Here is a 22,160-nt window from a genome sequence, read left to right on the forward strand (position 1 = left end):
TCACCGCGCTTTAGTGGCGCTTGCGCGAGACGCGCCCTTCCAGCGCGACAATTGGCCGCCTGGCGGCAACGCGCGGTGACGCGACTTTGGGCAGCTTCATCGGCGACTTCGGCAGCTTCTCGGCAATGCCGAGCATGTCTTCCCGCCGCGCCATCTCGCGCCAGACATCCTCCGGGCGCACGCCGGCCGAGGCCCAGAGCACCGTGAGATTGTAGAGCAGGTCGGCGCTTTCCCGGATCACGGCCTCGCTATCGCCATTGACCGCGTCGATGACGACCTCAATGGCTTCTTCGGCCAGTTTCTTCGCCATTTTGGATGGCCCACGCTGAAACAGCCGGGCGGTACGCGATGTTGCCGGATCAAGATCCTTGGCCGCGAGCACAGCCAGATATAGCCGCTCAAGCGAATCACTCATGGTACTCAAAACTACCCTAAACCAATGGCGAGCGCGTTAACGCGCAGGGTTAAAAGCGAAAAACAGGCCGCCGCGGCAAGCGCGACGGCCCGTTGTGGTCAAGACTTGGTAGCCAAGGACTTGGTAGCCAAGGCTAGTAGCAGTTCTGCATGTAGCCCTGGCCACAGAGCTCCGACGGAGCCGTGCCGCCATAGCGCTGATATTGGTAGTTCGGGCCCGGGCCGTAGTAAGGACCGTAGGCGGGGCCACTGTAATAGGCAGGGCCGCCGTAATAGCCATAACCCGGACCCGGACCGTAATCATAAGCGTAGGCGTCACGGGTCGCAGCGATCGCAAGGCCGGTGCCGATGATGCCGGCAAAGGCCGCGGCAGCCGCAGCACCGCCGCCACCGCCATGCCAGTGGCGGCCGCCTGCGTATGAGGCGGTCGGGGCGACCGCGGTCAGCGCCAGCACCGCGGCGGTGGCAAAGACGGCCTTGCGGCCGGCAAATCTCGAAAATCGGTCAAACATGTCCTGGACCCTCCTTGGGACCTCGAATGGTGCCTGACGACAGGCTCATGTCTTTCAAACACCCGCAGCCCATGTTGGGTTCCGGAACCCCAACAGAAGCTGAACGGGGTTGCGTCATGATCACGCAACCCCCGCTCATCCGCCGTTCATGTTGGCGCGCGCAGGCTCGTCGCTGGCCGGCGCTGCGAGCGTCACGAAACCACAACAATGCGGGACCGGCGCCACTGATGTTTGCATTCAAGACGATCGCCCTTCGCGGCCTGCTGGCCATTGCAATCTCGCTCGCCGCGCTGGCTGCGCGCGACGTCAGCGCGGCCGAGACTGCTGCGCCGTCCACCGCGATCCACTTCACATTCGATCGTCCTGTCGATGCGAGCATGGCGCCGTTCTTCCTTGCCGCGAAGGACGGCAATTTCGGCGCCGAGCGTCTCAACGTGTCCTTCAAGAGCGCCACCGGATCGCCGGAGGCGCTCGCGCGCGTCGCCAAGGGCGACAGCGAGCTCGCGCTCGTCGACATCAACGAGCTGATCCGCTTTCGCGACAAGGACGATGCGGCGCCGGTCAAAGCCGTGTTCGTGTTGTTCAATCGCGCGCCTTACGCGATCGTCGCGCGCAGGAGCCGCGGCATTCACTTGCTGCCCGACCTCGACGGCAAGACCGTCGGCGTCGCCGACGGCGATCTGTCGATGCGGCTGTGGCCGGCGCTGGCGCAGCAGAACGGCATCAACGCGTCGCAAGTGAAATTCCACAAGATCAGCGCCGCGGTCCGCGAGCCGCTCCTCTCCGCGGGCCAGGTCGATGCCGTCGCCGGCTTCAGCTATCTCTCGGCGGTGAACCTGCGCGACCGCGGCGTGCCCGGTGGCGATCTCGTGGTACTCCGCTATGCCGACTATGGCTGCGAGGCCTACGGCTTCGCCGTTGTGGCCAACCCCGCTTTCGCCGCCGCGAAGCCCGACGCCGTGAAGGGCTTCGTCCGCGCATTGATCGCCGGCGTCAACGCGACCATCAAAGAGCCGGCCCGTGCGGCGGACGAAGCCACGAGCCGGATCGACGACGGCGACCGCGACCTCGAGCGGGAACGCCTGCGCAGCGTGCTCATCGACAACATCCTGACGGACGAGGTCAAGCGCAACGGCCTCGGCGGCATCGACCCGGCGCGCCTGGACCGCTCGATCGACCAGATCGCGCAGGATTTCAAATTTCGCAAACGGCCGGCGGCCGGCGATATCTTCGACGACCGGTTCCTGCCGCCGGTCGCGGGACGACTGATCAACTGAGCAAAACCCGCAGCTTCCGCTGTATCTCGCGGGCGATCCCTGATTAGAATGTGGACTCACCTCGTTCGATCCGCCTGAGTTCCTCGCCCGCATGTCCATTTTCAGCCTCTACACCCGCGTTCTCGAGCTGCTCGGCAAGGAGGCGCGGCTGGGCTGGCTGCTGGCGTTCGCCAATCTGCTGCTCGCCGCCTCGCAGTTCGCGGAACCCGTGCTGTTCGGCCGGATCGTCGACGTGCTCTCCGGCAAGTCGGTCGCCGGGTCGAATTCGGCCTGGCCGTTCCTGCTGGCCTGGGTGGCGTTCGGGCTGTTCACCATCGGCTGCAGCGCGATCGTGGCTTTGCAAGCCGACCGGCTCTCCCACCGCCAGCGCCAAGCGGTGCTGACCGACTATTTCGAGCATATTCTGCAACTGCCGCTGACCTTCCACTCAGGCACCCATTCGGGCCGGCTCATGAAGGTGATGCTCAACGGCACCGATGCGCTGTGGCGGTTGTGGCTCGGCTTCTTCCGCGAGCACTTTGCCGCGATCCTGTCGGTCGTGGTGCTGCTGCCATTGTCGCTCTACCTGAACTGGCGGCTCGCGGTCCTGCTGTTCGTGCTCTGCGTCGTCTTCACCGCGCTGACGACCTTCGTCGTGCGCCGAACCTTCGGCATGCAGATGCAGGTCGAGGAGCACTACAGCGAGCTCTCCGCGCGCGCCTCCGACGCGCTCGGCAACGTCGCGCTGGTGCAGAGTTTTGTGCGCGTCGAATCCGAGGTGAAGGGCTTGCGCTCCGTCGCTGATGACCTGCTCGCGGCGCAGATGCCGGTGCTGTCGTGGTGGGCGCTCGTCACCGTCATCACGCGCGCCTCCACCACCATCACGGTGCTCGCGATCTTCACGCTCGGCATCGCGCTGCACGACCAGGGGCTGACCTCCGTCGGCGAGATCGTGATGTTCGTGAGCTTCGCGACGATGCTGATCCAGAAGCTCGAGCAGGTCGTGAGCTTCATCAACAACGTGTTCATGGAAGCCCCGCGGCTGCGCGAGTTCTTCAACGTGCTCGACGCCGTGCCCACAGTCCACGACCGCCCCGACGCGATCGATGCGGGGCGGCTCTCCGGCCTCGTCGAATTCAACGACGTCACCTTCTCCTATGACGGCAAGCGGCCGGCGGTCGAGGACCTCTCCTTCACCGCGCTGCCCGGCCAGACCATCGCGCTGGTCGGTGCGACCGGCGCCGGCAAGTCGACCGCGATCGCGCTTCTGCATCGCGCCTTCGATCCGCAGTCCGGCTTCATCAGGATCGACGGCATGGACGTCCGCGGCGTGACGCTGACGTCGCTGCGCCGGAACATCGGCGTGGTGTTCCAGGAGGCGCTGCTGTTCAACCGCTCGATCGCGGAGAATTTGCACGTCGGCAAGCCGGATGCGACCGAAGCGGAGATGCGCAAGGCCGCGGAGCGCGCGCAGGCGCTCGAATTCATCGAGCGCAGCGGCGGCTTCGAGACCAACGCCGGCGAGCGCGGCCGCATGCTCTCCGGCGGCGAGCGCCAGCGGCTGTCGATCGCCCGCGCGCTGCTGAAGGATCCGCCGATCCTGATCCTGGACGAGGCCACCAGCGCGCTCGACGCCGTCACCGAGGCCAAGGTGAACGCCGCTCTCGACGAAGTGATGAAGGGACGTACCACGTTCGTGATCGCCCACCGTCTCTCCACCATCCGCAACGCCACGCGGATCCTGGTGTTCGAGAACGGCCGCGTGATCGAAAGCGGAACTTTCGATGAACTCGTGGCCAAAGGCGGCCATTTTGCCGAGCTCGCCAGGGCCCAGTTCATGGTTCAGGAAAATGCACGGGCCAGCGTGACGGCCGCTGAGGCTGCGGCGACTGCGGTCAAGTCCCCATAGCATCGTCGAAATTCGGCCTATTTCATCACGGAATACCCGGCCGAAGCCCCTATTCTCGACGCACAAGCCGGTATAGGTTTGCGACGCCGCAAGCGGCGGCGCCGGATTTCAGAACCGAACATCAGATCACGAGAGCCGACCGGAACCGGCGGGTCTCCAAGGACCGGAATCGGATAGTGCACGCCCTTCGCCCGCTGCTTCGCAAGTCCCTGTTCAACCTGTTCGCCGCGGCCCTCGCATCCGCGGTGCTGCTTGCGCCGCGCACGGCCAGCGCCGAAGCACTGCTGCTGATCGAAGCCGACAGCGGCAAGGTGCTGCAGGCCGAGAACGCGACCATCCCGTGGTATCCGGCCTCCGTCACCAAAATCATGACGGCCTACGTGACGCTGAAGGCGGTGAAGGACGGCAGGCTCACGCTCGACACGCTGATCACGGTGTCGCCGACGGCGGCTTCGCAATCGCCGTCGAAGATGGGGTTCCGTCCGGGAACGCAGCTCACCGTCGACAACGCGCTGAAGATGATGATGGTGAAGTCGGCGAACGACATGGCCGTGGTGCTCGCCGAAGGCGTCGGCGGCTCGATCGACGGCTTCTCGGCGATGATGAACGACACCGCGCAGAAGCTCGGCATGACGCAGACGAGCTACGTCAATCCGAACGGCCTGCCCGCTGACGGCCAGATCACGTCCGCGCGCGACCTCGGCATTCTCGCGCGCTCGTTCCTGCGCGACCTGCCGGAATACGAATATTTCGTACACATCCCGGCAATCCGCTTCGGCAAGCGCGTCACCGGCAATTTCAACAAGCTGATCGGCCGCTACCCCGGGGCCGACGGTTTCAAGACCGGCTTCATCTGCGCCTCCGGCTACAATCTCGTGGCGTCGGCCACGCGCAACGGCCGCCGGCTGATCGCCGTCGTGCTCGGCGCCAACTCCGGCACTGCGCGTGCGGTGAAGGCGGCGCAGCTGCTCGAGCGCGGCTTCAGCCAGGACAATCTTACCTGGCTCCGCCCCTCGCTCGGCACCGTCGACAGGCTGGTGCCGGTCGACGCCTCGCCGCCGAACCTGCGCGAGGACATGTGCGGCGGTCATCGCAAGCGGCCGGCCAGCGACGATGACGACGCGCTGATCGCCACCAATGGCGGCACGTCCGGATCGGCCTCCGCCACCGGCGGCGAAGCCCAGGTGACCTTCTTCACCGCGGGCCTTCAGCCGCCCCTGATGAAGGCCTCCGAGCTGATGGCCACGGCGCCCGCGGCGGCCGAGCCCGTGCTGGTCTATACCGGCCCGACCCGCACCGGCACTGCCCTGATCGCGGCGGTCGCGGCCGATGCCGACCAGCAGGCCACGCCAAAGCCGCGTGGCAAGAAGTCGCGCGTCGCCAGGAAGCCCGACGCGACCGACAAGCCAGCCGACAAGCCGAAGGATGCCAAGACGGCGGCGGCAAAGCCGGCTGCCGCCAAGCCTGACGCCAAGAGCGATACCAAGTCCGCTGCGAAGCCGGCCGGGACCAAGCATGCCGCGGCCAAGCACGATGCGGCGGCGAAACCCGCCGAGAAGCCTGCGGCAGGCGGCGATCAGGCGGCCAAGCCCGCCAAGCCCAAGGCCGCGACCAAGCCCGCCGCCAAGCCGGCCAACAACAGTTAACGGCACCCATCGCAAGCCGCGCCCGCGCTTCGCACCTGCGGCAGAGCGGCTTGCGACAATTCCAGTAGCCACTCCCTGACCTTTGTCCTAAGCCTCGACCGGCTTGCCACCCGTTCCGGCAGGCTCGATACTGGCCGCAATGAGGCAAGCCCGAGACACAACGGGCTCTGGTAAATTGAGGGGAGTTTTCCATGGAGCGCATCTGGCTCAAGCAATATCCGCCCGGCGTCCCTGCTGATATCGAGCCGACCCAATACGCATCGCTGGTCGACCTTCTGGAGGAGAGCTTCGCCAAGTTCGCCGACCGCAAGGCATTCATCTGCATGGACAAGGCGATCAGCTATCGCGACCTCGACCAGATGTCGCTGGCGCTCGCCTCCTATTTACAGGGCCGTGGCCTGCAACGTGGCGCCCGCGTCGCGATCATGATGCCGAACGTGCTGCAATATCCGGTCGCGACCGCTGCCGTGCTGCGCGCCGGTTTCGCGGTGGTCAACGTCAACCCGCTCTACACGCCGCGCGAGCTCGAGCATCAGCTCAAGGATTCCGGCGCCGAAGCCATCATCGTGCTGGAGAATTTCGCCCACACGGTCGAGCAGGTGATCGCGAAGACGCAAGTCAAGCATGTCATCGTCGGCAGCATGGGCGACCTGCTCGGCTTCAAGGGCATGATCGTCAACGTCGTCGTCCGCCGCGTCAAGAAGATGGTGCCGGCCTGGTCGCTGCCAGGCGCGGTGTCCTTCAACGACGCGGTATCGGCCGGCCGCAGCCTGACGTTCAACAAGCCGAAGCTGTCGCCGGGCGACGTCGCCTTCCTGCAATATACCGGCGGCACCACCGGCGTCTCCAAGGGCGCCACCCTGCTCCACCGCAACATCGTCGCCAACGTGCTGCAGAACGACGCCTGGCTCCAGCCGGCACTCGCCGCGCCGCCGCATGTCGATCAGCTGATGATCGTCTGCGCGCTGCCGCTCTATCACATCTTCGCGCTGACGGCCTGCTACCTGCTCGCGGTGCGCGCCGGCGGCTGCAATCTGCTGATCCCCAATCCGCGCGACATCGCGGGCTTCGTCAAGGAGCTGGCGAAGTACCAGGTCAACAGCTTCCCGGCCGTGAACACGCTCTACAACGGGTTGATGCACCATCCCGACTTCAAGAAGCTCGACTTCTCCAAGCTGAAGATCTCGAACGGCGGCGGCATGGCGGTGCAGCGCCCCGTCGCCGAGCAGTGGAAGGCCGTGACCGGCTGCTTCATCGCCGAAGGCTACGGCCTCTCGGAGACCTCGCCGACACTGACCTGCAATCCCGCGACCACGACCGAGTTCTCGGGATCGATCGGCATCCCCGTGCCTTCGACCTGGATCTCGATCCGCGACGACGACGGCAACGAAGTCCCGCTCGGCCAGCCCGGCGAGATCTGCGCCAAGGGCCCGCAGGTGATGTCGGGCTACTGGAACAGGCCGGAAGAGACCGACAAGGTGATGACCGCCGACGGCTATTTCCGCACCGGCGACATCGGCGTGATGGACGAGAAGGGCTACACCAAGATCGTCGACCGCAAGAAGGACATGATCCTGGTCTCGGGCTTCAACGTCTATCCGAACGAGATCGAGGAAGTGATCGCGAGCAATCCGGGCGTGCTCGAATGCGCCGTGATCGGCATCCCCGATTCCAAGTCGGGCGAGGCGGTGAAGGCGTTCGTGGTGAAGAAGGATCCCAACCTCACCGCGGAAGCCGTGATCAAGTTCTGTCAGGAGCAGCTCACCGGCTACAAGGTGCCCAAGCACATCGAATTCCGCACCGACCTGCCGAAGACCAATGTCGGCAAGATCCTGCGCCGGCAGCTCCGCGACGAGAAGAAGGCGGAGGCGGCGTAAGCCGCGCCTTGGGTTCATGACTGACGTCGGCGACATCACGCCATCAGGCATTCTCGCCTTCTGGCGCGAGGCCGGCCGCGAGCGCTGGTACAAGCGCAGCGACGCTTTCGACGCGGAGGTCGGGCGTCGCTTTCTTCCGCTATGGAAGCGGGCGACCGCCGGCGAGCTGGCCTCCTGGGAAGAAAGCGACGAGGGCGCGCTCGCGCTCATCATCGCGCTCGACCAGTTTCCCCGCAACATGTTTCGCGGCACGCCGGAAGCCTTTGCCAGCGACGCGCCGGCGCGCGACGTCGCCCGCCGCGCAATCGATCGGGGCGTCGATCGCAGGATCGATCCCATCCTGCTCGAATTCCTCTATCTGCCCTTCATGCATTCCGAGCACCTGCCCGACCAGTTACATTGCGTCGCGCTGTTTCAGAACACAGACAATGCCGAGAACCTGAAATACGCGCGGGAGCACGCCGACATCATCCAGCGGTTCGGCCGCTTTCCCCACCGCAACCGCCTGCTCGACCGCGCCACCACCGAGGAAGAACAGGCCTTCCTCGACGCCGGCGGTTTTGCCGGCTGATGACATAACGGTGAAGGACCACGACCCTCGCCGCCAATGTTGTGCAGCGCCGCCGCACGGTCTAAAAAGCGGGACCGATTTTCAGGGAGACTGACGATGGCGATCCAGACTGGCGACAAGCTGCCCGAGGCGAAATTCCGCGTGATGACGGCCGAGGGTCCGCAGGTGAAGACCACCGACGACATCTTCAAGGGCAAGAAAGTGGCGCTGTTCGCAGTGCCCGGCGCCTACACCGGCACCTGCCACAAGATGCATCTGCCGAGCATCTTCCTCAACGCCTATGCCATGAAGGACAAGGGCGTCGACACCATCGCCATCGTCTCCGTCAACGACGCTTTCGTCATGAACGCCTGGAAGCGCGATACTGACCAGCGCGACGAGGCCATCTTCCTCGCCGACGGCAATGCCGACTTCGCCAAGGCGATCGGCATGGAGCTGGACGCCTCCGGCAACGGCCTCGGCATCCGCTCCAAGCGCTATTCGATGCTGGTCGAGGACGGCGTGGTGAAGAAGCTGAACCTCGAAGCGATGCCCGGCAAGGTCGAGGTCTCCGGTGGCGATACGCTGCTGGGGCAGCTGTAAGCTTTAGGCCCCGGCTCCTTCCAAGCAGGAAGTCCCGTAGGGTGGGCAAAGGCGCGTCAGCGCCGTGCCCACCATCTTTCCTCGATTGAGAAAAAGCCGTGGGCACGCTTCGCTTTGCCCACCCTACGAAACCGGGCGACGCCGCCGACAGCGCGTCGCCTACTCCGCCACCCGCTGCTGCAACCGCGCCTTCACGATCCCGTCGCGCGCCAGTTGATCCGCGCGCTCGTTCTCCGGGTGCCCGGCGTGGCCCTTGACCCAGTGCCAGCGGACCTCGTGCTGCTTCAGCGCCGCATCGAGGCGCTGCCATAGCTCGACATTCTTCACCGGCTTCTTGTCGGCGGTGCGCCAGCCGTTGCGCTTCCAGCCGTGGATCCAGCCGGTGATGCCCTGCCGCACATACTGGCTGTCGGTGTAGAGATCGACGGTGCACGGCTTCTTCAGCGCTTCGAGCGCGGAGATCGCCGCCATCAATTCCATCTGGTTGTTGGTGGTGTGGCGTTCGCCGCCGTTCAGCTCTTTTTCCTTGTCGCCGAACTTCAGGATCGCGCCCCAGCCGCCGGGCCCGGGATTTCCCGAGCAGGCGCCGTCGGTATAGATCGTGACGAGGGGAAGCTCGCTCACGCGACCAGTCCTGACGGCATCAGCCCGTAGTCGCGCACGCTGGAAACGCTCTGGTGGAAGCGCAGCTTGCGAAAATATTCCAGCGGATCCTTGGGCTTGACCAGCGCCCCCGGAGGCACGTTGAGCCAGTCGACCAGCCGCGTCAGCAGGAAGCGGATCGCGGCGCCGCGCGCGAGCAGCGGCAGCGCGGCTTCTTCCGCCTCGGAGAGTTTTCGCACCCGGCGATAGGCATTGAGGAAGGCGCGCGCCTTGGTGACGTTGAACGAATGGTCCGGCTCGAAACACCAGGCATTCAGGCAGATCGCGACGTCATAGGCCAGCATGTCGTTGCAGGCGAAGGTGAAGTCGATGATGCCGGAGAGCTTGTCGCCGAGGAAGAAGACGTTGTCGTTGAAGAGATCGGCGTGGATCACGCCCTCCGGCAGATTGCTCGGCCAGACCCCGCTCGAGAGATAGTCGAGCTCGGCGGCGAGAAACGCATGCAGGCCCGGCTGGACCTCGTCGGCGCGGCTTGCCGCCGCGTCGAACAGCGGCCGCCAGCCGGAGACCGACAGCGCATTGCCACGCTTGATCGCAAAATTGGCGCCGGCCAGATGCATCCTGGCCAGCCCCTCGCCGACGCCGGCGCAATGGGCCACGTTCGGCTTGCGCGGCCAGACGCCTTCGAGAAAGGTGATGATCGCGGCCGGCCGGCCCGACAGCTCGCGCAACGCCTCGCCGTCCCCGGCCTTCACCGGCAGCGGGCAGGTGACGCCGTGCTCAGCGAGATGCGTCATCAGCGCGAGAAAGAACGGCAGGTCGGTCTTCGCCACGCGCTTCTCATAGAGCGTGAGGATGAACGAGCCCTTGCTGGTGTGCAGCAGGAAGTTGGTGTTTTCGACGCCCTCGGCGATGCCCTTGTAGGAGAGCAATTCGCCGAGATCGTATTGCTTCAGGAAATCCGCAAGCTCGTCGGCGGCAACGTCGGTGTAGACCGCCATAAAAGTCTACTCGGCGGCGGCTTCGGGGCGCACCTGGCGCGGCAGCGGGAAGAACTCGTTCTCTTCCGCGGCCGAGACCGTCTCCACATGCAGCGTGTAGCGCTCGGCGAACGCATCCATGATCTCCTCGACGATCACTTCCGGCGCGGACGCGCCCGCGGTGATGCCGAGGCTCTTGATGTTGCCAAACCTGGTCCAGTCGATGTCGGTGGCGCGCTGCGCCAGTACCGCGATCCCGCAGCCTTCGCGCTCAGCGACCTCACGCAGGCGCTGCGAATTCGACGAGTTCGGCGCACCGACCACGATCAGGGCGTCGACCACCGGCGCCACCTTCTTCACCGCGAGCTGGCGGTTGGTGGTGGCGTAGCAGATGTCTTCCTTGTGCGGGCCGTTGATGTTCGGGAAACGCTCCTTGAGCAGCGCCACGATCTCCGCGGTGTCGTCGATCGACAGCGTGGTCTGCGTCACGAAGGCGATGTTGTCGGGGTTCTTCGGGACGATGGTCTTGGCGTCCTCGGCGGTCTCGATCAGGGTTACGGCGCCGACCGGAAGCTGGCCGAGCGTGCCGACCACTTCGGGGTGGTGGGAGTGGCCGATCAGGAAGATCTCGCGGCCACGCTTGAAGTGGATCGCGGCCTCGCRGTGCACCTTGGTCACCAGCGGGCAGGTCGCATCCAGCGAGAACAAATTGCGGGAGGTGGCGTCGGCCGGCACCGATTTCGGCACGCCATGGGCCGAGAACACCACCGGCGCGGTGGTGTTTTCCGGGATTTCGGCGAGCTCTTCGACGAAGATCGCGCCCTTCTTCTTCAACCCGTCGACGACGTATTTGTTGTGCACAATCTCATGGCGAACATAGACGGGGGCGCCGTATTTATCGAGCGCCCGTTCCACGGTGTCGATCGCCCGGACCACCCCGGCGCAGAAGCCGCGGGGAGAACAAAGCACGATCTTGAGGTCTGGTTTGGCTGACATTGAGCGATCTCGGGACCGAATCACCCGTTTCGCCTTCTGGCGGGGGCGGTCAATGGATGGAATTGGGCTTTAATGGGTCTGCTAGGACTTTACAGGCGCTTCCAAGGGAATTGGGCCCCCTTTCGGGCTCTGTCAAGGCACTATCTATAGCAGAACCATTGCGTGGCTAGCCCCTCCGGGCTTATATAGCGCGAATTCCCTGTCATCGCTGATGACCACCGGTTTCGCCTCCAGAGGGGTGGGCGAAGCACAAAGGAGATTTGCCATGAGCAACGCACCTCTGATGCCCAAGGCGACCGCCGTCTGGCTGCTCGACAACACCGCGCTGACCTTCGACCAGGTCGCCGATTTCACCAAGATGCATCCCCTCGAGGTGCGCGCGATCGCCGACGGCGACGCTGCCCAGGGCATCAAGGGCATGGACCCCCTCTCCAACGGCCAGCTGACCCGCGAGGAGATCGAAAAGGGCGAGAAGAACCCGGATTACCGGCTCCGCCTTCAGGAGAGCAAGGTCGTGCTGCCGCCCCAGCCCAAGCGCAAGGGCCCGCGCTACACCCCGGTCTCCCGCCGCCACGAGCGCCCGAGCGCCATCCTCTGGCTGCTGCGCAGCCATCCAGAGCTCAAGGACGCCCAGATCATGCGCCTGGTCGGCACCACCAAGAGCACCATCGCCAGCGTTCGCGACCGCACCCACTGGAACACCTCCCAGCTGACCCCGATCGACCCGGTGACCCTTGGCCTTTGCTCGCAGATCGAGCTCGATTTCGAAGTGGCGCGCGCGGCGAAGGAAAAGCCGATCGACACAGCCTATGGCGGCGCCACCCTGCTGCCGGCCTCCGAGACCACCAAGAAGGACGAGTTCGAGCCGGCGGAGCGATCGAACGACGATCTCAACGTCGACGCCGTGTTCGCCAAGCTGAAGACGCTCGGCGGCAAGAAGCAGGACGAGGAGGAGGAGTAAGGCTCCGCTCCCGGTTACGATCGAACGCAATTCGAACGCGGCAGGGAAACCTGCCGCGTTTTTGTTTTGCGGAGACCCTCGCGATCGGCACAGATGCAGCCACACGCAAGCTGCAGTCCCCTCCCCCCTTGCGGGGGAGGGTTAGGGAGAGGGGTTGCCCCACGGGGACTTCCTCCATCAATTCAAAGCGTCTGGCGAAGCTCTCTCGCGCCTTTTGCTGGGCTGCCCCTCTCCCCCGCCCTCCCCCGCAAGGGGGGAGGGAGCGCAGGGTCAACCGCGGCCACAGCTCGTCTTCAAACAACGCGTCAAAACTTGTACGTCACACCACCACCGACCAGCCACGGATCGATATGCGCGGTGCCTGTGACCGGCAGGCCGCTGACGGTCGCTGAGTAATCCGGCCGCAGCCAGAGCTTCTTGACGTCGACGTTGAGACCCCAGTGCCGGTCGAGCATGTAGTCAAAGCCGAACTGCACGGCGCCGCCCCAGGCGTTGCTGACGTGCACGCTGGTGGTGGTGGCAACGATCGCGGGCGGACCGACGATGGCGGCTGGCGCATTGGCAGCCGAATTGTTGAAGAACACGGTGTAGTTCACGCCGGCGCCGATATACGGCTTGAACGCGCCGAAATTGTCGAAGTGATATTGCAAGGTCAGCGTCGGCGGCAGCAGCGTGGTCTTGCCGATCGGCAGGTTCGCGAGCGAGCCGTTGCCGCTGATCGAGTGCCTGGTCACGCCGAGGATCAGCTCGGCCGCGATGTTCTTGGTGAAGAAATAGCTGATGTCGAGCTCGGGCACGACCTGGTCGCTGATCGAGAGCCCGGAATTCGGCGACGACAGCGACGGCACGCCTGCGACATTGACGGTTGAGCCACCGGCATCCGGCAACACGCCGAGCACGCGCAGACGCACCATCCACGGATTGAACGCTTCTACCGGCGGCGGTGCCTTCTTATAGACAGGCAGATCGGCCGCCTGCACCGAGCCAAAAGTCCCCACGAGCATCGCGCCAACCGTCGCAAGCCGCGCCAGGTTTTTTGTCGTTCCGTTCATTGCATTCCCCTTCAGCCATCTCTCGCGCGTCGTTGCGCGACATCAGCGTCAGAGCAGAAAGGGGATGGTGATGGATTTGACGCCGATCAAATCAGGACTGACGCGACACGATTTGGTTGTGGCGTTGCCGATGTGTCACGAGAAACGCGAATGAATGCGCAGGATAATTCCGTAGCCGATGTCACGGCCGCTCGGGATGGTTCAGCATGTACTCGCCGAGATCGCGCTGACGGCGGTCGGACCGGGCGGTGGCAGCGTTGCGCTGGACGTCGCGGTCCTTGCGGCATGCCACGTATTCGGGCGAGCCCTGCGCATAGCCGCGACTCTGACAGACCGCGTCGTCATCGTCACCGCCCACCGCCACCGGCGTCTGGTAGCGCGCGGAGCAGGCGGAGACAGCGATGGCGAGCAGCACGGCGACAAGCAGGCGCGGCGCGGTGGCGAGTGGCATACGAGGTCCCCTGTTGGCCGGCCCTGTTTAGCCCGGAATGAGGAGATTGTAAGTCCCTGGGCGTCGTTCTCCACGCGCTGTCATTCCCCGCGACCCGGCTACGCCAAGGCTTCGCCGGGGTTGAGGTCCAGGGGCGCCGAAGCTTTAGCGTAGGCGGCAGGCGGGGAATCCAGTACTCCGCGGCGGTCATTGGGTCACACAACTCCGGCCGCGGCGTACTGGATCACCCGCTTTCGCGGGTGATGACAGCGGAGATCGCCTCACACCCTGCCCTTCAGCGCCTCGCCGATCTCGTCCAGCACCTTGGGATCCTCGATCGTGGCCGGCATGGTCCAGGCTTCGCCATCGGCGATCTTCTTGATGGTGCCGCGCAGGATCTTCCCCGAGCGCGTCTTCGGCAGGCGGCCGACGGTGATGGCGAGCTTGAAGGCGGCGACGGGGCCGAGCCTGTCGCGCACCAGCGCGACGATCTCCTTTTCGATCTCCGCAGGCGCGCGCTTCACGCCGGCCTTGAGCACCAGGAAGCCGCAGGGCACCTCGCCCTTGATCGCGTCCTTGACGCCGAGCACGGCGCATTCGGCGACGTCCGGATGCGAGGCCAAAATCTCCTCCATGCCGCCGGTGGAGAGCCTGTGGCCGGCGACGTTGATGATGTCGTCGGTGCGGCCCATCACGAAGACATAGCCGTCCTCATCCTTGTAGCCGGCGTCCGAGGTTTTGTAGTAGCCGGGGAATTCAGTGAGGTAGGCGTCCTTGAAGCGCGCGTCCTGATTCCACAACGTCGGCAGGCAACCCGGCGGCATCGGCAGCTTGATGACGATCGAGCCCATGGTGTTGGGGCCGACGGGCTTTGCGGCTTCGTCGACGACGTCGACCTGGTAGCCCGGCATCGGCACCGTCGGCGAGCCATGCTTCACCGGCAGCATGCCGAGACCGACCGGATTGCCGGCGATGCACCAGCCCGTCTCGGTCTGCCACCAATGGTCGATCACCGGCACCTTCAACTGCTGCTCCGCCCATTCCACCGTCGGCGGATCGGCGCGCTCGCCGGCGAGGAACAGCGTGCGGAATTGCGACAGGTCGTATTGCCGGATGAACTTGCCTTCCGGATCCTCCTTGCGGATCGCGCGGAACGCCGTCGGTGCGGTGAAGAAGGCGACCGCCTTGTGCTCGCTGATGACGCGCCAGAACGCGCCGGCATCGGGCGTGCCGATTGGCTTGCCCTCGTACATGATCGACGTCGCACCATGCAGCAGCGGGCCATAGATGATGTAGCTGTGGCCGACCACCCAGCCGATGTCGGAGCCACACCACCAGACCTCGCCCGGCTTGACGCCATAGAGATTGAACATCGACCATTTGACCGCGACGAGATGGCCGCCATTGTCGCGCACCACGCCCTTGGGGATGCCGGTCGTGCCTGAGGTGTAGAGGATGTAGAGCGGATCGGTGGCGGCGACAGGCACGCAAGGGGCCTTCTTGCCGTCGTTCATCGCCTTGCGGCGAAGGCTCTCCCAATCGTAGTCGCGGCCCGGTGTGAGGTCGCAGATATGCTGGGAACGTTGCAGTACGATGCAGGCCTTCGGCTTCGTGCTCGCAAGCTTGATCGCCTCGTCGAGCAGCGGCTTGTACTGCACGATCCGGCCGGGCTCGATGCCGCAGCTTGCGGAGAGAATGAGCTTCGGCTGAGCGTCGTCGATGCGGGTGGCGAGTTCCTTGGCGGCAAAGCCGCCGAACACCACCGAGTGCACCGCGCCGATGCGCGCGCAGGCGAGCATCGCGACGACGGCCTCCGGCACCATCGGCATATAGAGGATGACGCGATCGCCCTTGGCGACGCCAAAATCCTGCATGATGGCGGCGAGCGCCTGCACCTCCCCCAATAGCTCGGCATAGGTGAACCTGGTGACCGAGCCCGTCAGCGGCGAATCATGGATCAGCGCGACCTGGTCGGCGCGGCCGCGTTCGACATGGCGGTCGAGCGCGTTGTAGCAGGTGTTGACGACGCCTCCCATGAACCAGCGGCCGTAGACGCCCTGCGAGGCATCGAAGATCGTCTTCGGCGGCTCGATCCAGTCGATCTCCGTGGCCGCCTCGGCCCAGAAGCCCTGGGGATCAGCCAGCGAGCGCGCATGGACCTCGTGATAGAGGCTCGTTCCCTTGACGTTCATTCCCGCGCTCCCATCCCTTTCGCCTAGCCTTGACTTGACCGACAGGACGAGCGTCCCGCCATGACAGGGATCAAGTGCCGGCGTTGTTTGAGAGGTATTTTCCCGGGAACGGGCCGCGGTTCAAGCTGAAAAGGATGGGTCTTTGGGAGGGAGGGAAGAAAGGCCATCGCAGCAAGCTGGAGCCACGACAAAGGTGAGCCCTCTCCCCCTTGCGGGGGAGAGCGGGAGAGAGGGGTGGCCACGAACTCTGTCTGGAGTTTGTGGCCACCCCTCTCCCTAACCCTCCCCCGCAAGGGGGGAGGGAACGCAGTGTGCGCGTAGAGGCGCCTCAACTCTCCATCGCATTCAGCCGCTGCAACCGTTCCTGCATGACCTTCCTCAGATCATAGCCGGGCCGGCCGAAGCTCGTATTCCGCGTGGCGAGGAAATCGCGCTGGGTCTTGCGCAGGTCGCCGGCCGAACGGCCTTTCGTGGCCTTCAGCACGCGCTCATAGGTCTCGGCGATCTGGCGATCGAGCACGCCGAGTTGCGGATCGGCGCAGATCACCTTCTCGACCTCGCGCTTCGCCGTGGCGCAATCGAACGACGGGCCGTTGCCGGAATTCGCCGCGAGCGGACGCAGCGGCTCGGCGCCGAACTTCGCGATCTCCGCCATCATGGTGCGGCGGCCGTTGGCCGCGTTCTCGTTGCCGGGATCGAGCTTCAGCGCCGTCTCGTAATCGGCCAGCGCCTTCTTGCGCTCGCCCATCTTCTTGTAAAGCACCGCGCGGTTGTTGAAGGTCTGCGCGAAATTCGGATCGATCTTGAGCGCAGCCTCGTAGTCGCTGAGCGCCGCGCCAAGCTCGCCCTTGAGCTGGTAAGAGTCGCCGCGGTTGGTGAAGAAGTTCGGCCGCGGCGCCAGCCGCAGCGCCTGGTCGTAGTCGGCGATCGCCTTGTCGTACTCACCCATCGCGGCCAGCACCAGGCCACGATTGTCGTAATATTCGGGGACCTTCGGATCGAGCTTGATCGCCTCGCCGTCGTCGGCGACCGCCTTGTCGAGCTGACCGAGCTTCTTGTAGGCCGCGCCGCGATTGGTGTAGGCGCGCGGCCGGTTCGGATCGAGCCGCAGCGCCTCGCTGAGATCGCGGATCGCCTTCTCGTTGTCGCCACCGAGATAATAGTTCACGCCGCGGTCGGACCAGGCCTGCGCATCATCCGGCTTCAGCTTGATCGCCTGATCGTAATCGGCGAGCGCGCGGTCGAGCCGGCGCTGATTGGTGTAGACGACGCCGCGCAGCTCGTAGGCTTCCGCGTCCTGCGGATCGAGTTCGATGGCCTTGCTGAGATCAGCCGCGGCACGGTTGAGATCGCCGCCGGCCTCGCGCAGCAGGTCGCCGCGCAGGCGCCAGGCCTTTGCGTTCTTGCCGTCCAACGCGATGGCGCGGTCGATATCCCGCAGCGCCTGCGTGAGGCCGCCTGAGGTTCGCGCATTGGCGTCGGCGCGCACCAGCAGCGCGGCGGCGCGGTCGGAGCTCGAATTGGTGGTTTGGTCGATGATGGCGCCGCACGCCGTGATCAGTTCGGCGGGCGCAGTCTTGCTGCCCATCACGCAATCGACGGTAGCAGAGGCCGGGGCGGCGAGGATAAGGCTCATCGCGGCGCTGAGCAGGAAGGCGCGAAGCGGGATTTTGGCAAACGGGAACATTTGCGCGGAAGAACGCGTGCCGCACATCGGGAAGACTCCGTGACATCAGGTGTTCACCATTGTCGCGGCGGGCGAGGAATGGGTTCAATTCGGGCCTGTTAGGGACGCACGGGCGCCTGCACTCCCTCGCCCGGTTTGCGGGGAGAGGCGAAGGAAGCCCTCAATACCCGTCCACCCCGTTGATCCGCTGCAGCCGCTCCTGCATCGCCTTCTTCAGATCGTACCCGGCCCGCCCATAACCAGCATTGCGGCGGGCAATGAATTCGTCCTGCTCGCGCTGAAGTGCCTTGGCTTCCGCAGGATTGCGCGCCTCCCGGACCACGCGGGCATTCGATGCAAAAATCTCCCGATCGAGATCGGCGAGCTCGCGGTTGGCGCAGATCGCCTTCTCGACCGCCCGGGCCGCACTCTTGCAATTGAAGCTTGGCTTGCCGGCCACAGCCATCTGCGCGCCGATCCGCTCGAGCTCGCGCGCCATCGCCTTGTGATTGGCCTTGGCCTTCTCGTGGTTCGGATCAATCTTCAGTGCGGCGCCGAAATCCTGCACCGCCTTCGGCTTGTCGCCCTTCTTCAGCCAGAGCTCGCCGCGGGCGTTGAAGAGGTCGGCCAGGGTCGGATCGAGTTGAAGAGCGCGGCTGTCGTCGGCGATCGCACGGTCGACCTGGTCATGCCGCGCATAAAGCGCGCCGCGCGCGACCAGCGCCTTGACCAGGTCCGCCTTGGCCGTCTTCTCGTTGTCGATGACGGAGGCGCAGGCGGAGCCGGCCTTGTCCATGTCGTCGGCGGCAGCAGCAGCGAGGCACGGCGCGACATCGACCTGCACGACGGCGGCGGGCTCGCCGCCGGTCGCGGCACGGGCCGCCCCGAGCGAAAGCGCAAAGAGCGCCACCGCACCGGACAATCGAATGAGATTTTGAGAACGCATGCTAGCTGCAGTCGGAAAGTCTTGGCTTGAATCTTGGCCTGGGTCTTGGCTTGGGTCTTGGCTTGAGCCTTGCCTTGAGGGTGCACTATCCATCATACGGCCGGATTGGTGCTAGCTTGTGGCACAGCCAAAATCGGTTTCGGGGATCAACGTGTCGACATTCGAATGGATCATCGTGCTTCTGCTCGGCGCCGTTGCATTATCGGCGCTGGCGCGGCGGATCAAGGTCCCCTACCCGACCTTTCTCGCCATCGGCGGCGCGCTGATCGCGTTCGTGCCGAACAGCCCGTCCTGGACGCTCGAACCCGACCTGGCATTGGCGCTTTTTGTCGCACCGGTGCTGATGGATGCCGCCTTCGACACCTCGCTGCGCGATCTCCGCAACAACTGGGTTCCGGTCTCGACCCTGGTGGTCGCCGCGGTCGGCCTGACCACGGTCGGCGTGGCCTTCGTCGCGCACCGGCTGATGCCTGACATGCCCTGGGCCGCCGCCATTGCGCTCGGCGCCATCGTGGCCCCGCCGGATGCGGCGGCCGCGGTCGCGATCCTGAGCCAGGTCAAGCTGCCCTATCGCATGGTGAAGGTGCTGGAAGGCGAGAGCCTGCTCAACGACGCCAGCGCGCTTCTGATCTATCGCATCGCGGTCGGCGCTGTCGTCATGGAGCATCTGAAATGGAGCGAGGTCGCGCCGACGATTGCACTCGGGCTGGTCGGCAGCGTCCTCGCCGGTCTTTTGGCCGGGCGCATCATCCCGCTGTTCCTGGAACGCGTGAAGGAAGCGCCGAGCGCGATCATCGTGCAGTTCGCCACCACCTTCATGGTCTGGATCGCAGCCGAGCATCTCGGCCTCTCCGGCATCCTCACCATCGTCGTCTACGCCATCACCGTCGCGCGCACCGCGGGGGCGCGCATGCCGGCGCGGTTGCGGGTGCCGTCCTATGCGGTCTGGGAGACGATGGTGTTCGTGCTCAACGTGCTCGCCTTCATGCTGATCGGCATGCAGATGCGGCCGATCTGGACGCGGCTCGACGCGGAGGTCCGCTGGGAATATTGCGTGGCGGCCGCCTGGATCCTGCTCACAGTGGTCCTGGTGCGGCTTGCCTGGATCACGTTCTACCGCGCGACGCTGCGCGTCCTGATCGCGCACGGGCTCTATCATCCGAAGGATCCCAAGCAGGTTGCCTCGCCGAAGGGTGGCCTCATCATCTCCTGGTGCGGCATGCGCGGTCTCGTCACGCTCGCCACCGCCTTCGCCCTGCCGGAAAGCTTCCCCTATCGCGACTTCATCGTCTTCATCGCCTTTGCGGTGGTGCTGGGCTCGCTGGTCATCCAGGGCCTGACGCTGCGGCCGCTGATTCTCGCCTTCGGCCTCAAGGACGACGATCCCGTCGGTATCGAGGTCGCGCGCGCCCGCGCAGTCGCCTATCGCGCCGCGCTCGATGCGATCGAGGACGATCCGTCGGAGGAGGCGGAAATCCTGCGGCTCGAATACCGCGCCATCCTGATGCAGGCCGACGACGATCCGCACGGCGGCATCGCCAGCGGCGAATTGCCCGCCGATCCGCTGCGCCGCCGCGCCATCGAGGCCGCGCGCAAATCGATCCTCGGCCTTCGCGATACCGAAGTGATCGGCGACGACGCGTTTCACCGGATCGAGGAAGAGCTCGATCGCGCAGAGTTGAGCGCGGGCGGTTAAACTCCGCTCGAGCGTTGAGCGGCGTCCCGGCCTATCCAGGTGGTCAGGAGCTTGAACCAAACACCGCCTCTCCAGACTCATTCCAGATGACGACCTTGATCGACGACCGTCGTGTACGCGCGCGTGATGCGTCGCCTGCACGATATTTTTATCTCAATATGGCACTGGCCTGCGCGGCCACCGCGTTTCTCGGCTTCGCGCCGACCTATTTCGTACCGCTCGCGCAGCGGACGTTTTCCGCGAGCCCGGTGATTCATTTTCACGGACTCCTGTTCTTCACCTGGTCTCTCTATTTCGCGATCCAGACCTGGCTCGCGGCGTCGGGCCGCGTGGTCAATCACCGCGCGCTCGGGATTGCCGGCGTGTCGCTTGCGACCGCGATGACGATCTTCGGCTTCCTCGCCTCGGTGCACGTGATGCAGCACGCCGCCGCACTTGGGCAGAAGGATGCCGGCATCGGCTTCTCGATCGTGCCGATGAGCGGCATCGCGTTCTTCGCGGTGGTGTTCGTGCTCGCGATCATCAACACGCGAAAGCCCGAGATTCACAAGCGCCTTATGCTGCTTGCCGCGGTCTCGATCCTCGACGCCGCGATCGCGCGCTGGTTCATTACCTTCCTCGCGCCTCCCGGACCGCCCGGCCCGCCGCCGGTGCCCGTCACGATCGCCCCGGCCGTGGTCGCTTCGCTCCTGCTCGTCGTCGCTATGGTGCGCGACTGGCGCACCGATGGCCGCGTGCACCCGGTCTACATCTACGGTACGCTCGCGCTGCTGGCGGTGAAGGTGCTGAACTGGCCGATCAGCGAGAGTGCGGCGTGGCATTCGTTTGCCGGAGGCATCCTGGCGCTGGCGCAGTAGTCACCGCTGTCGTCCCGGACAAGCGCAGCGCAGATCCGGGATCCATAGCCACAGGACGTGGTTTGGCGAAGACTCGGAGTTGCTAGCTCGCGCGGCAACTTCGTCCTGTGGCTATGGGTCCCGGGTTCGCGCTTTGCGCGTCCCGGGACGACGAAGGAAATTGGAGCTACGCCCCCGCCTTGCACGTGATCCCGCCGTCGACCACCAGCTCGATCCCCGTCACATATTTCGACTCGTCCGACGCCAGGAACAGCGCGGCATTGGCGACGTCCCAGGCCTCGCCCATGTGCCCCATCGGCACCTGCGCATCGCGCGCGCGCCACATCGCTTCGACGTCGCCCTTGGCGTAGCTGTTCGCGAGACCCGCGGAATGCTCCACCATCGGCGTCTTCATCAGGCCGGGCAGGATTGCATTCACCCGCACATGGTTCTTCGCGAACTCGATCGCGGTGGAGCGCGTCAGCTGGTTCATTGCCGCCTTGCTGGCGTTGTAGCTGACATAGGAAATCCCGACATGCCGGATCGAGGCGATCGAGGAGATGTTGATGATCGAGCCGCCGCCCTGCTTCACCATCACGGGGACGATGTGCTTCATGGCGAGATAGGCGCTCTTGAGGTTGACAGTGAAGACGCGGTCCCAGCTCTCCTCGGCGACCTCGACCACGCTGCCCATCTCGGCGATGCCGACATTGTTGTCGAGCACATCGATGCGGCCATAGGCTTTCAGGCACGCCGCCACCATCGCCTCGATCTCGCTCGCGCGCGAGACGTCCGCGGTGAAGGCAGTCGCATTGCCGCCCTCACCCGTGATGATCTTCGCGGTCTCCTCGGCTGCGGCACCGTTGCGATCGACGCAAAACACCTGCGCGCCCTCGCGCGCAAAGGTCACCGCGGTCGCCTTGCCGTTGCCCCAGCCGGGCCCGATCGAGCCGGCGCCCACCACCATCGCAACCTTGCCCTTGAGCCGATCCATCGCGTGTCTCCCGTGTTGTTGTTAATTGTAGCCCGGGCGTG

The 22,160-nt window shown here is 65.1% G+C and carries 20 protein-coding genes; 9 read left to right on the forward strand and 11 right to left on the reverse strand.

Features of this window, described 5'->3' with window-relative positions:
- Positions 1–10 precede the first annotated feature (10 nt).
- Together hisE and AB4Z51_RS27490 are read right to left on the reverse strand one after the other, a co-directional pair.
- Positions 11–415, reverse strand: a complete 405-nt coding sequence (hisE, locus tag AB4Z51_RS27485) for a phosphoribosyl-ATP diphosphatase (protein WP_028147364.1) — start codon at positions 413–415, stop codon at positions 11–13.
- Between the two features lie 133 nt (positions 416–548).
- On the reverse strand, positions 549–926 hold the full coding sequence (locus tag AB4Z51_RS27490) for a hypothetical protein (protein ID WP_071909294.1): 378 nt from the start codon (positions 924–926) through the stop codon (positions 549–551).
- 227 nt (positions 927–1,153) lie between these two features.
- Here AB4Z51_RS27490 and AB4Z51_RS27495 point away from each other — a divergent pair, with 227 nt between their 5' ends.
- From AB4Z51_RS27495 to AB4Z51_RS27520, 6 genes are all read left to right on the forward strand, one after another.
- Complete coding sequence (locus AB4Z51_RS27495; protein ID WP_085400962.1) at positions 1,154–2,203, forward strand: ABC transporter substrate-binding protein; 1,050 nt, start codon at positions 1,154–1,156, stop codon at positions 2,201–2,203.
- Positions 2,204–2,294: 91 nt separating this feature from the next.
- Positions 2,295–4,091, forward strand: a complete 1,797-nt coding sequence (locus AB4Z51_RS27500) for a glucan ABC transporter ATP-binding protein/ permease (RefSeq protein ID WP_085400960.1) — start codon at positions 2,295–2,297, stop codon at positions 4,089–4,091.
- 176 nt (positions 4,092–4,267) lie between these two features.
- Complete coding sequence (locus AB4Z51_RS27505) at positions 4,268–5,737, forward strand: D-alanyl-D-alanine carboxypeptidase family protein (protein WP_135215749.1); 1,470 nt, start codon at positions 4,268–4,270, stop codon at positions 5,735–5,737.
- 191 nt (positions 5,738–5,928) lie between these two features.
- Positions 5,929–7,614, forward strand: a complete 1,686-nt coding sequence (locus AB4Z51_RS27510; protein ID WP_085400957.1) for a long-chain fatty acid--CoA ligase — start codon at positions 5,929–5,931, stop codon at positions 7,612–7,614.
- Positions 7,615–7,630: 16 nt separating this feature from the next.
- Complete coding sequence (locus AB4Z51_RS27515) at positions 7,631–8,185, forward strand: DUF924 family protein (protein WP_085400955.1); 555 nt, start codon at positions 7,631–7,633, stop codon at positions 8,183–8,185.
- Positions 8,186–8,281: 96 nt separating this feature from the next.
- Positions 8,282–8,767, forward strand: coding sequence for a peroxiredoxin (locus AB4Z51_RS27520; protein ID WP_007597501.1), 486 nt, complete (start codon positions 8,282–8,284; stop codon positions 8,765–8,767).
- Positions 8,768–8,926: 159 nt separating this feature from the next.
- Here the strand turns inward: AB4Z51_RS27520 and rnhA are convergent, their stop codons facing one another.
- The 3 genes from rnhA to ispH are packed head-to-tail and all read right to left on the reverse strand — an operon-like array spanning position 8,927 to position 11,346.
- Entirely contained in the window at positions 8,927–9,391 is a 465-nt protein-coding gene (gene rnhA / locus AB4Z51_RS27525) for a ribonuclease HI (protein WP_135215750.1), read from the reverse strand.
- Positions 9,388–10,371, reverse strand: coding sequence for a homoserine kinase (locus AB4Z51_RS27530; RefSeq protein WP_085400952.1), 984 nt, complete (start codon positions 10,369–10,371; stop codon positions 9,388–9,390). Before AB4Z51_RS27530 ends, rnhA begins: the two co-directional genes overlap by 4 nt.
- 6 nt (positions 10,372–10,377) lie before the next feature.
- Positions 10,378–11,346 carry a 4-hydroxy-3-methylbut-2-enyl diphosphate reductase gene (gene ispH, locus AB4Z51_RS27535; protein ID WP_441498367.1) on the reverse strand — a complete coding sequence of 323 codons (969 nt, stop codon included), beginning with the start codon at positions 11,344–11,346 and terminating at the stop codon, positions 10,378–10,380.
- A gap of 265 nt (positions 11,347–11,611) precedes the next feature.
- Here ispH and AB4Z51_RS27540 point away from each other — a divergent pair, with 265 nt between their 5' ends.
- Positions 11,612–12,307, forward strand: coding sequence for a DUF1013 domain-containing protein (locus AB4Z51_RS27540; RefSeq protein WP_085400950.1), 696 nt, complete (start codon positions 11,612–11,614; stop codon positions 12,305–12,307).
- Between the two features lie 305 nt (positions 12,308–12,612).
- Here the strand turns inward: AB4Z51_RS27540 and AB4Z51_RS27545 are convergent, their stop codons facing one another.
- From AB4Z51_RS27545 to AB4Z51_RS27565, 5 genes are all read right to left on the reverse strand, one after another.
- Positions 12,613–13,359, reverse strand: coding sequence for an OmpW/AlkL family protein (locus tag AB4Z51_RS27545; protein WP_135215751.1), 747 nt, complete (start codon positions 13,357–13,359; stop codon positions 12,613–12,615).
- Between the two features lie 181 nt (positions 13,360–13,540).
- Positions 13,541–13,810, reverse strand: coding sequence for a hypothetical protein (locus AB4Z51_RS27550; RefSeq protein WP_085400946.1), 270 nt, complete (start codon positions 13,808–13,810; stop codon positions 13,541–13,543).
- A 260-nt stretch (positions 13,811–14,070) separates the two neighbouring features.
- On the reverse strand, positions 14,071–15,981 hold the full coding sequence (locus AB4Z51_RS27555; protein WP_085400945.1) for a propionyl-CoA synthetase: 1,911 nt from the start codon (positions 15,979–15,981) through the stop codon (positions 14,071–14,073).
- A 328-nt stretch (positions 15,982–16,309) separates the two neighbouring features.
- The gene (locus AB4Z51_RS27560) at positions 16,310–17,695 is read right to left on the reverse strand and encodes a tetratricopeptide repeat protein (protein WP_135215752.1); all 1,386 of its coding nucleotides are present in this window, start codon (positions 17,693–17,695) and stop codon (positions 16,310–16,312) included.
- 133 nt (positions 17,696–17,828) lie between these two features.
- Positions 17,829–18,593: a tetratricopeptide repeat protein gene (locus AB4Z51_RS27565; protein ID WP_085400943.1), complete on the reverse strand. Its 765-nt coding sequence runs from the start codon at positions 18,591–18,593 to the stop codon at positions 17,829–17,831.
- 118 nt (positions 18,594–18,711) lie between these two features.
- Between AB4Z51_RS27565 and AB4Z51_RS27570 the strand changes: the two genes are divergently transcribed.
- Complete coding sequence (locus tag AB4Z51_RS27570) at positions 18,712–20,289, forward strand: cation:proton antiporter (RefSeq protein ID WP_085400941.1); 1,578 nt, start codon at positions 18,712–18,714, stop codon at positions 20,287–20,289.
- A gap of 86 nt (positions 20,290–20,375) precedes the next feature.
- Entirely contained in the window at positions 20,376–21,146 is a 771-nt protein-coding gene (locus tag AB4Z51_RS27575) for a hypothetical protein (protein ID WP_441498368.1), read from the forward strand.
- Positions 21,147–21,312: 166 nt separating this feature from the next.
- Here AB4Z51_RS27575 and AB4Z51_RS27580 read toward each other — a convergent pair whose 3' ends face one another.
- Positions 21,313–22,119, reverse strand: a complete 807-nt coding sequence (locus tag AB4Z51_RS27580; RefSeq protein ID WP_085400938.1) for an SDR family NAD(P)-dependent oxidoreductase — start codon at positions 22,117–22,119, stop codon at positions 21,313–21,315.
- Positions 22,120–22,160: the final 41 nt, after the last annotated feature.

The sequence above is a fragment of the Bradyrhizobium sp. 2TAF36 genome (genome assembly GCF_052114925.1).
GTDB lineage: Bacteria > Pseudomonadota > Alphaproteobacteria > Rhizobiales > Xanthobacteraceae > Bradyrhizobium > Bradyrhizobium barranii.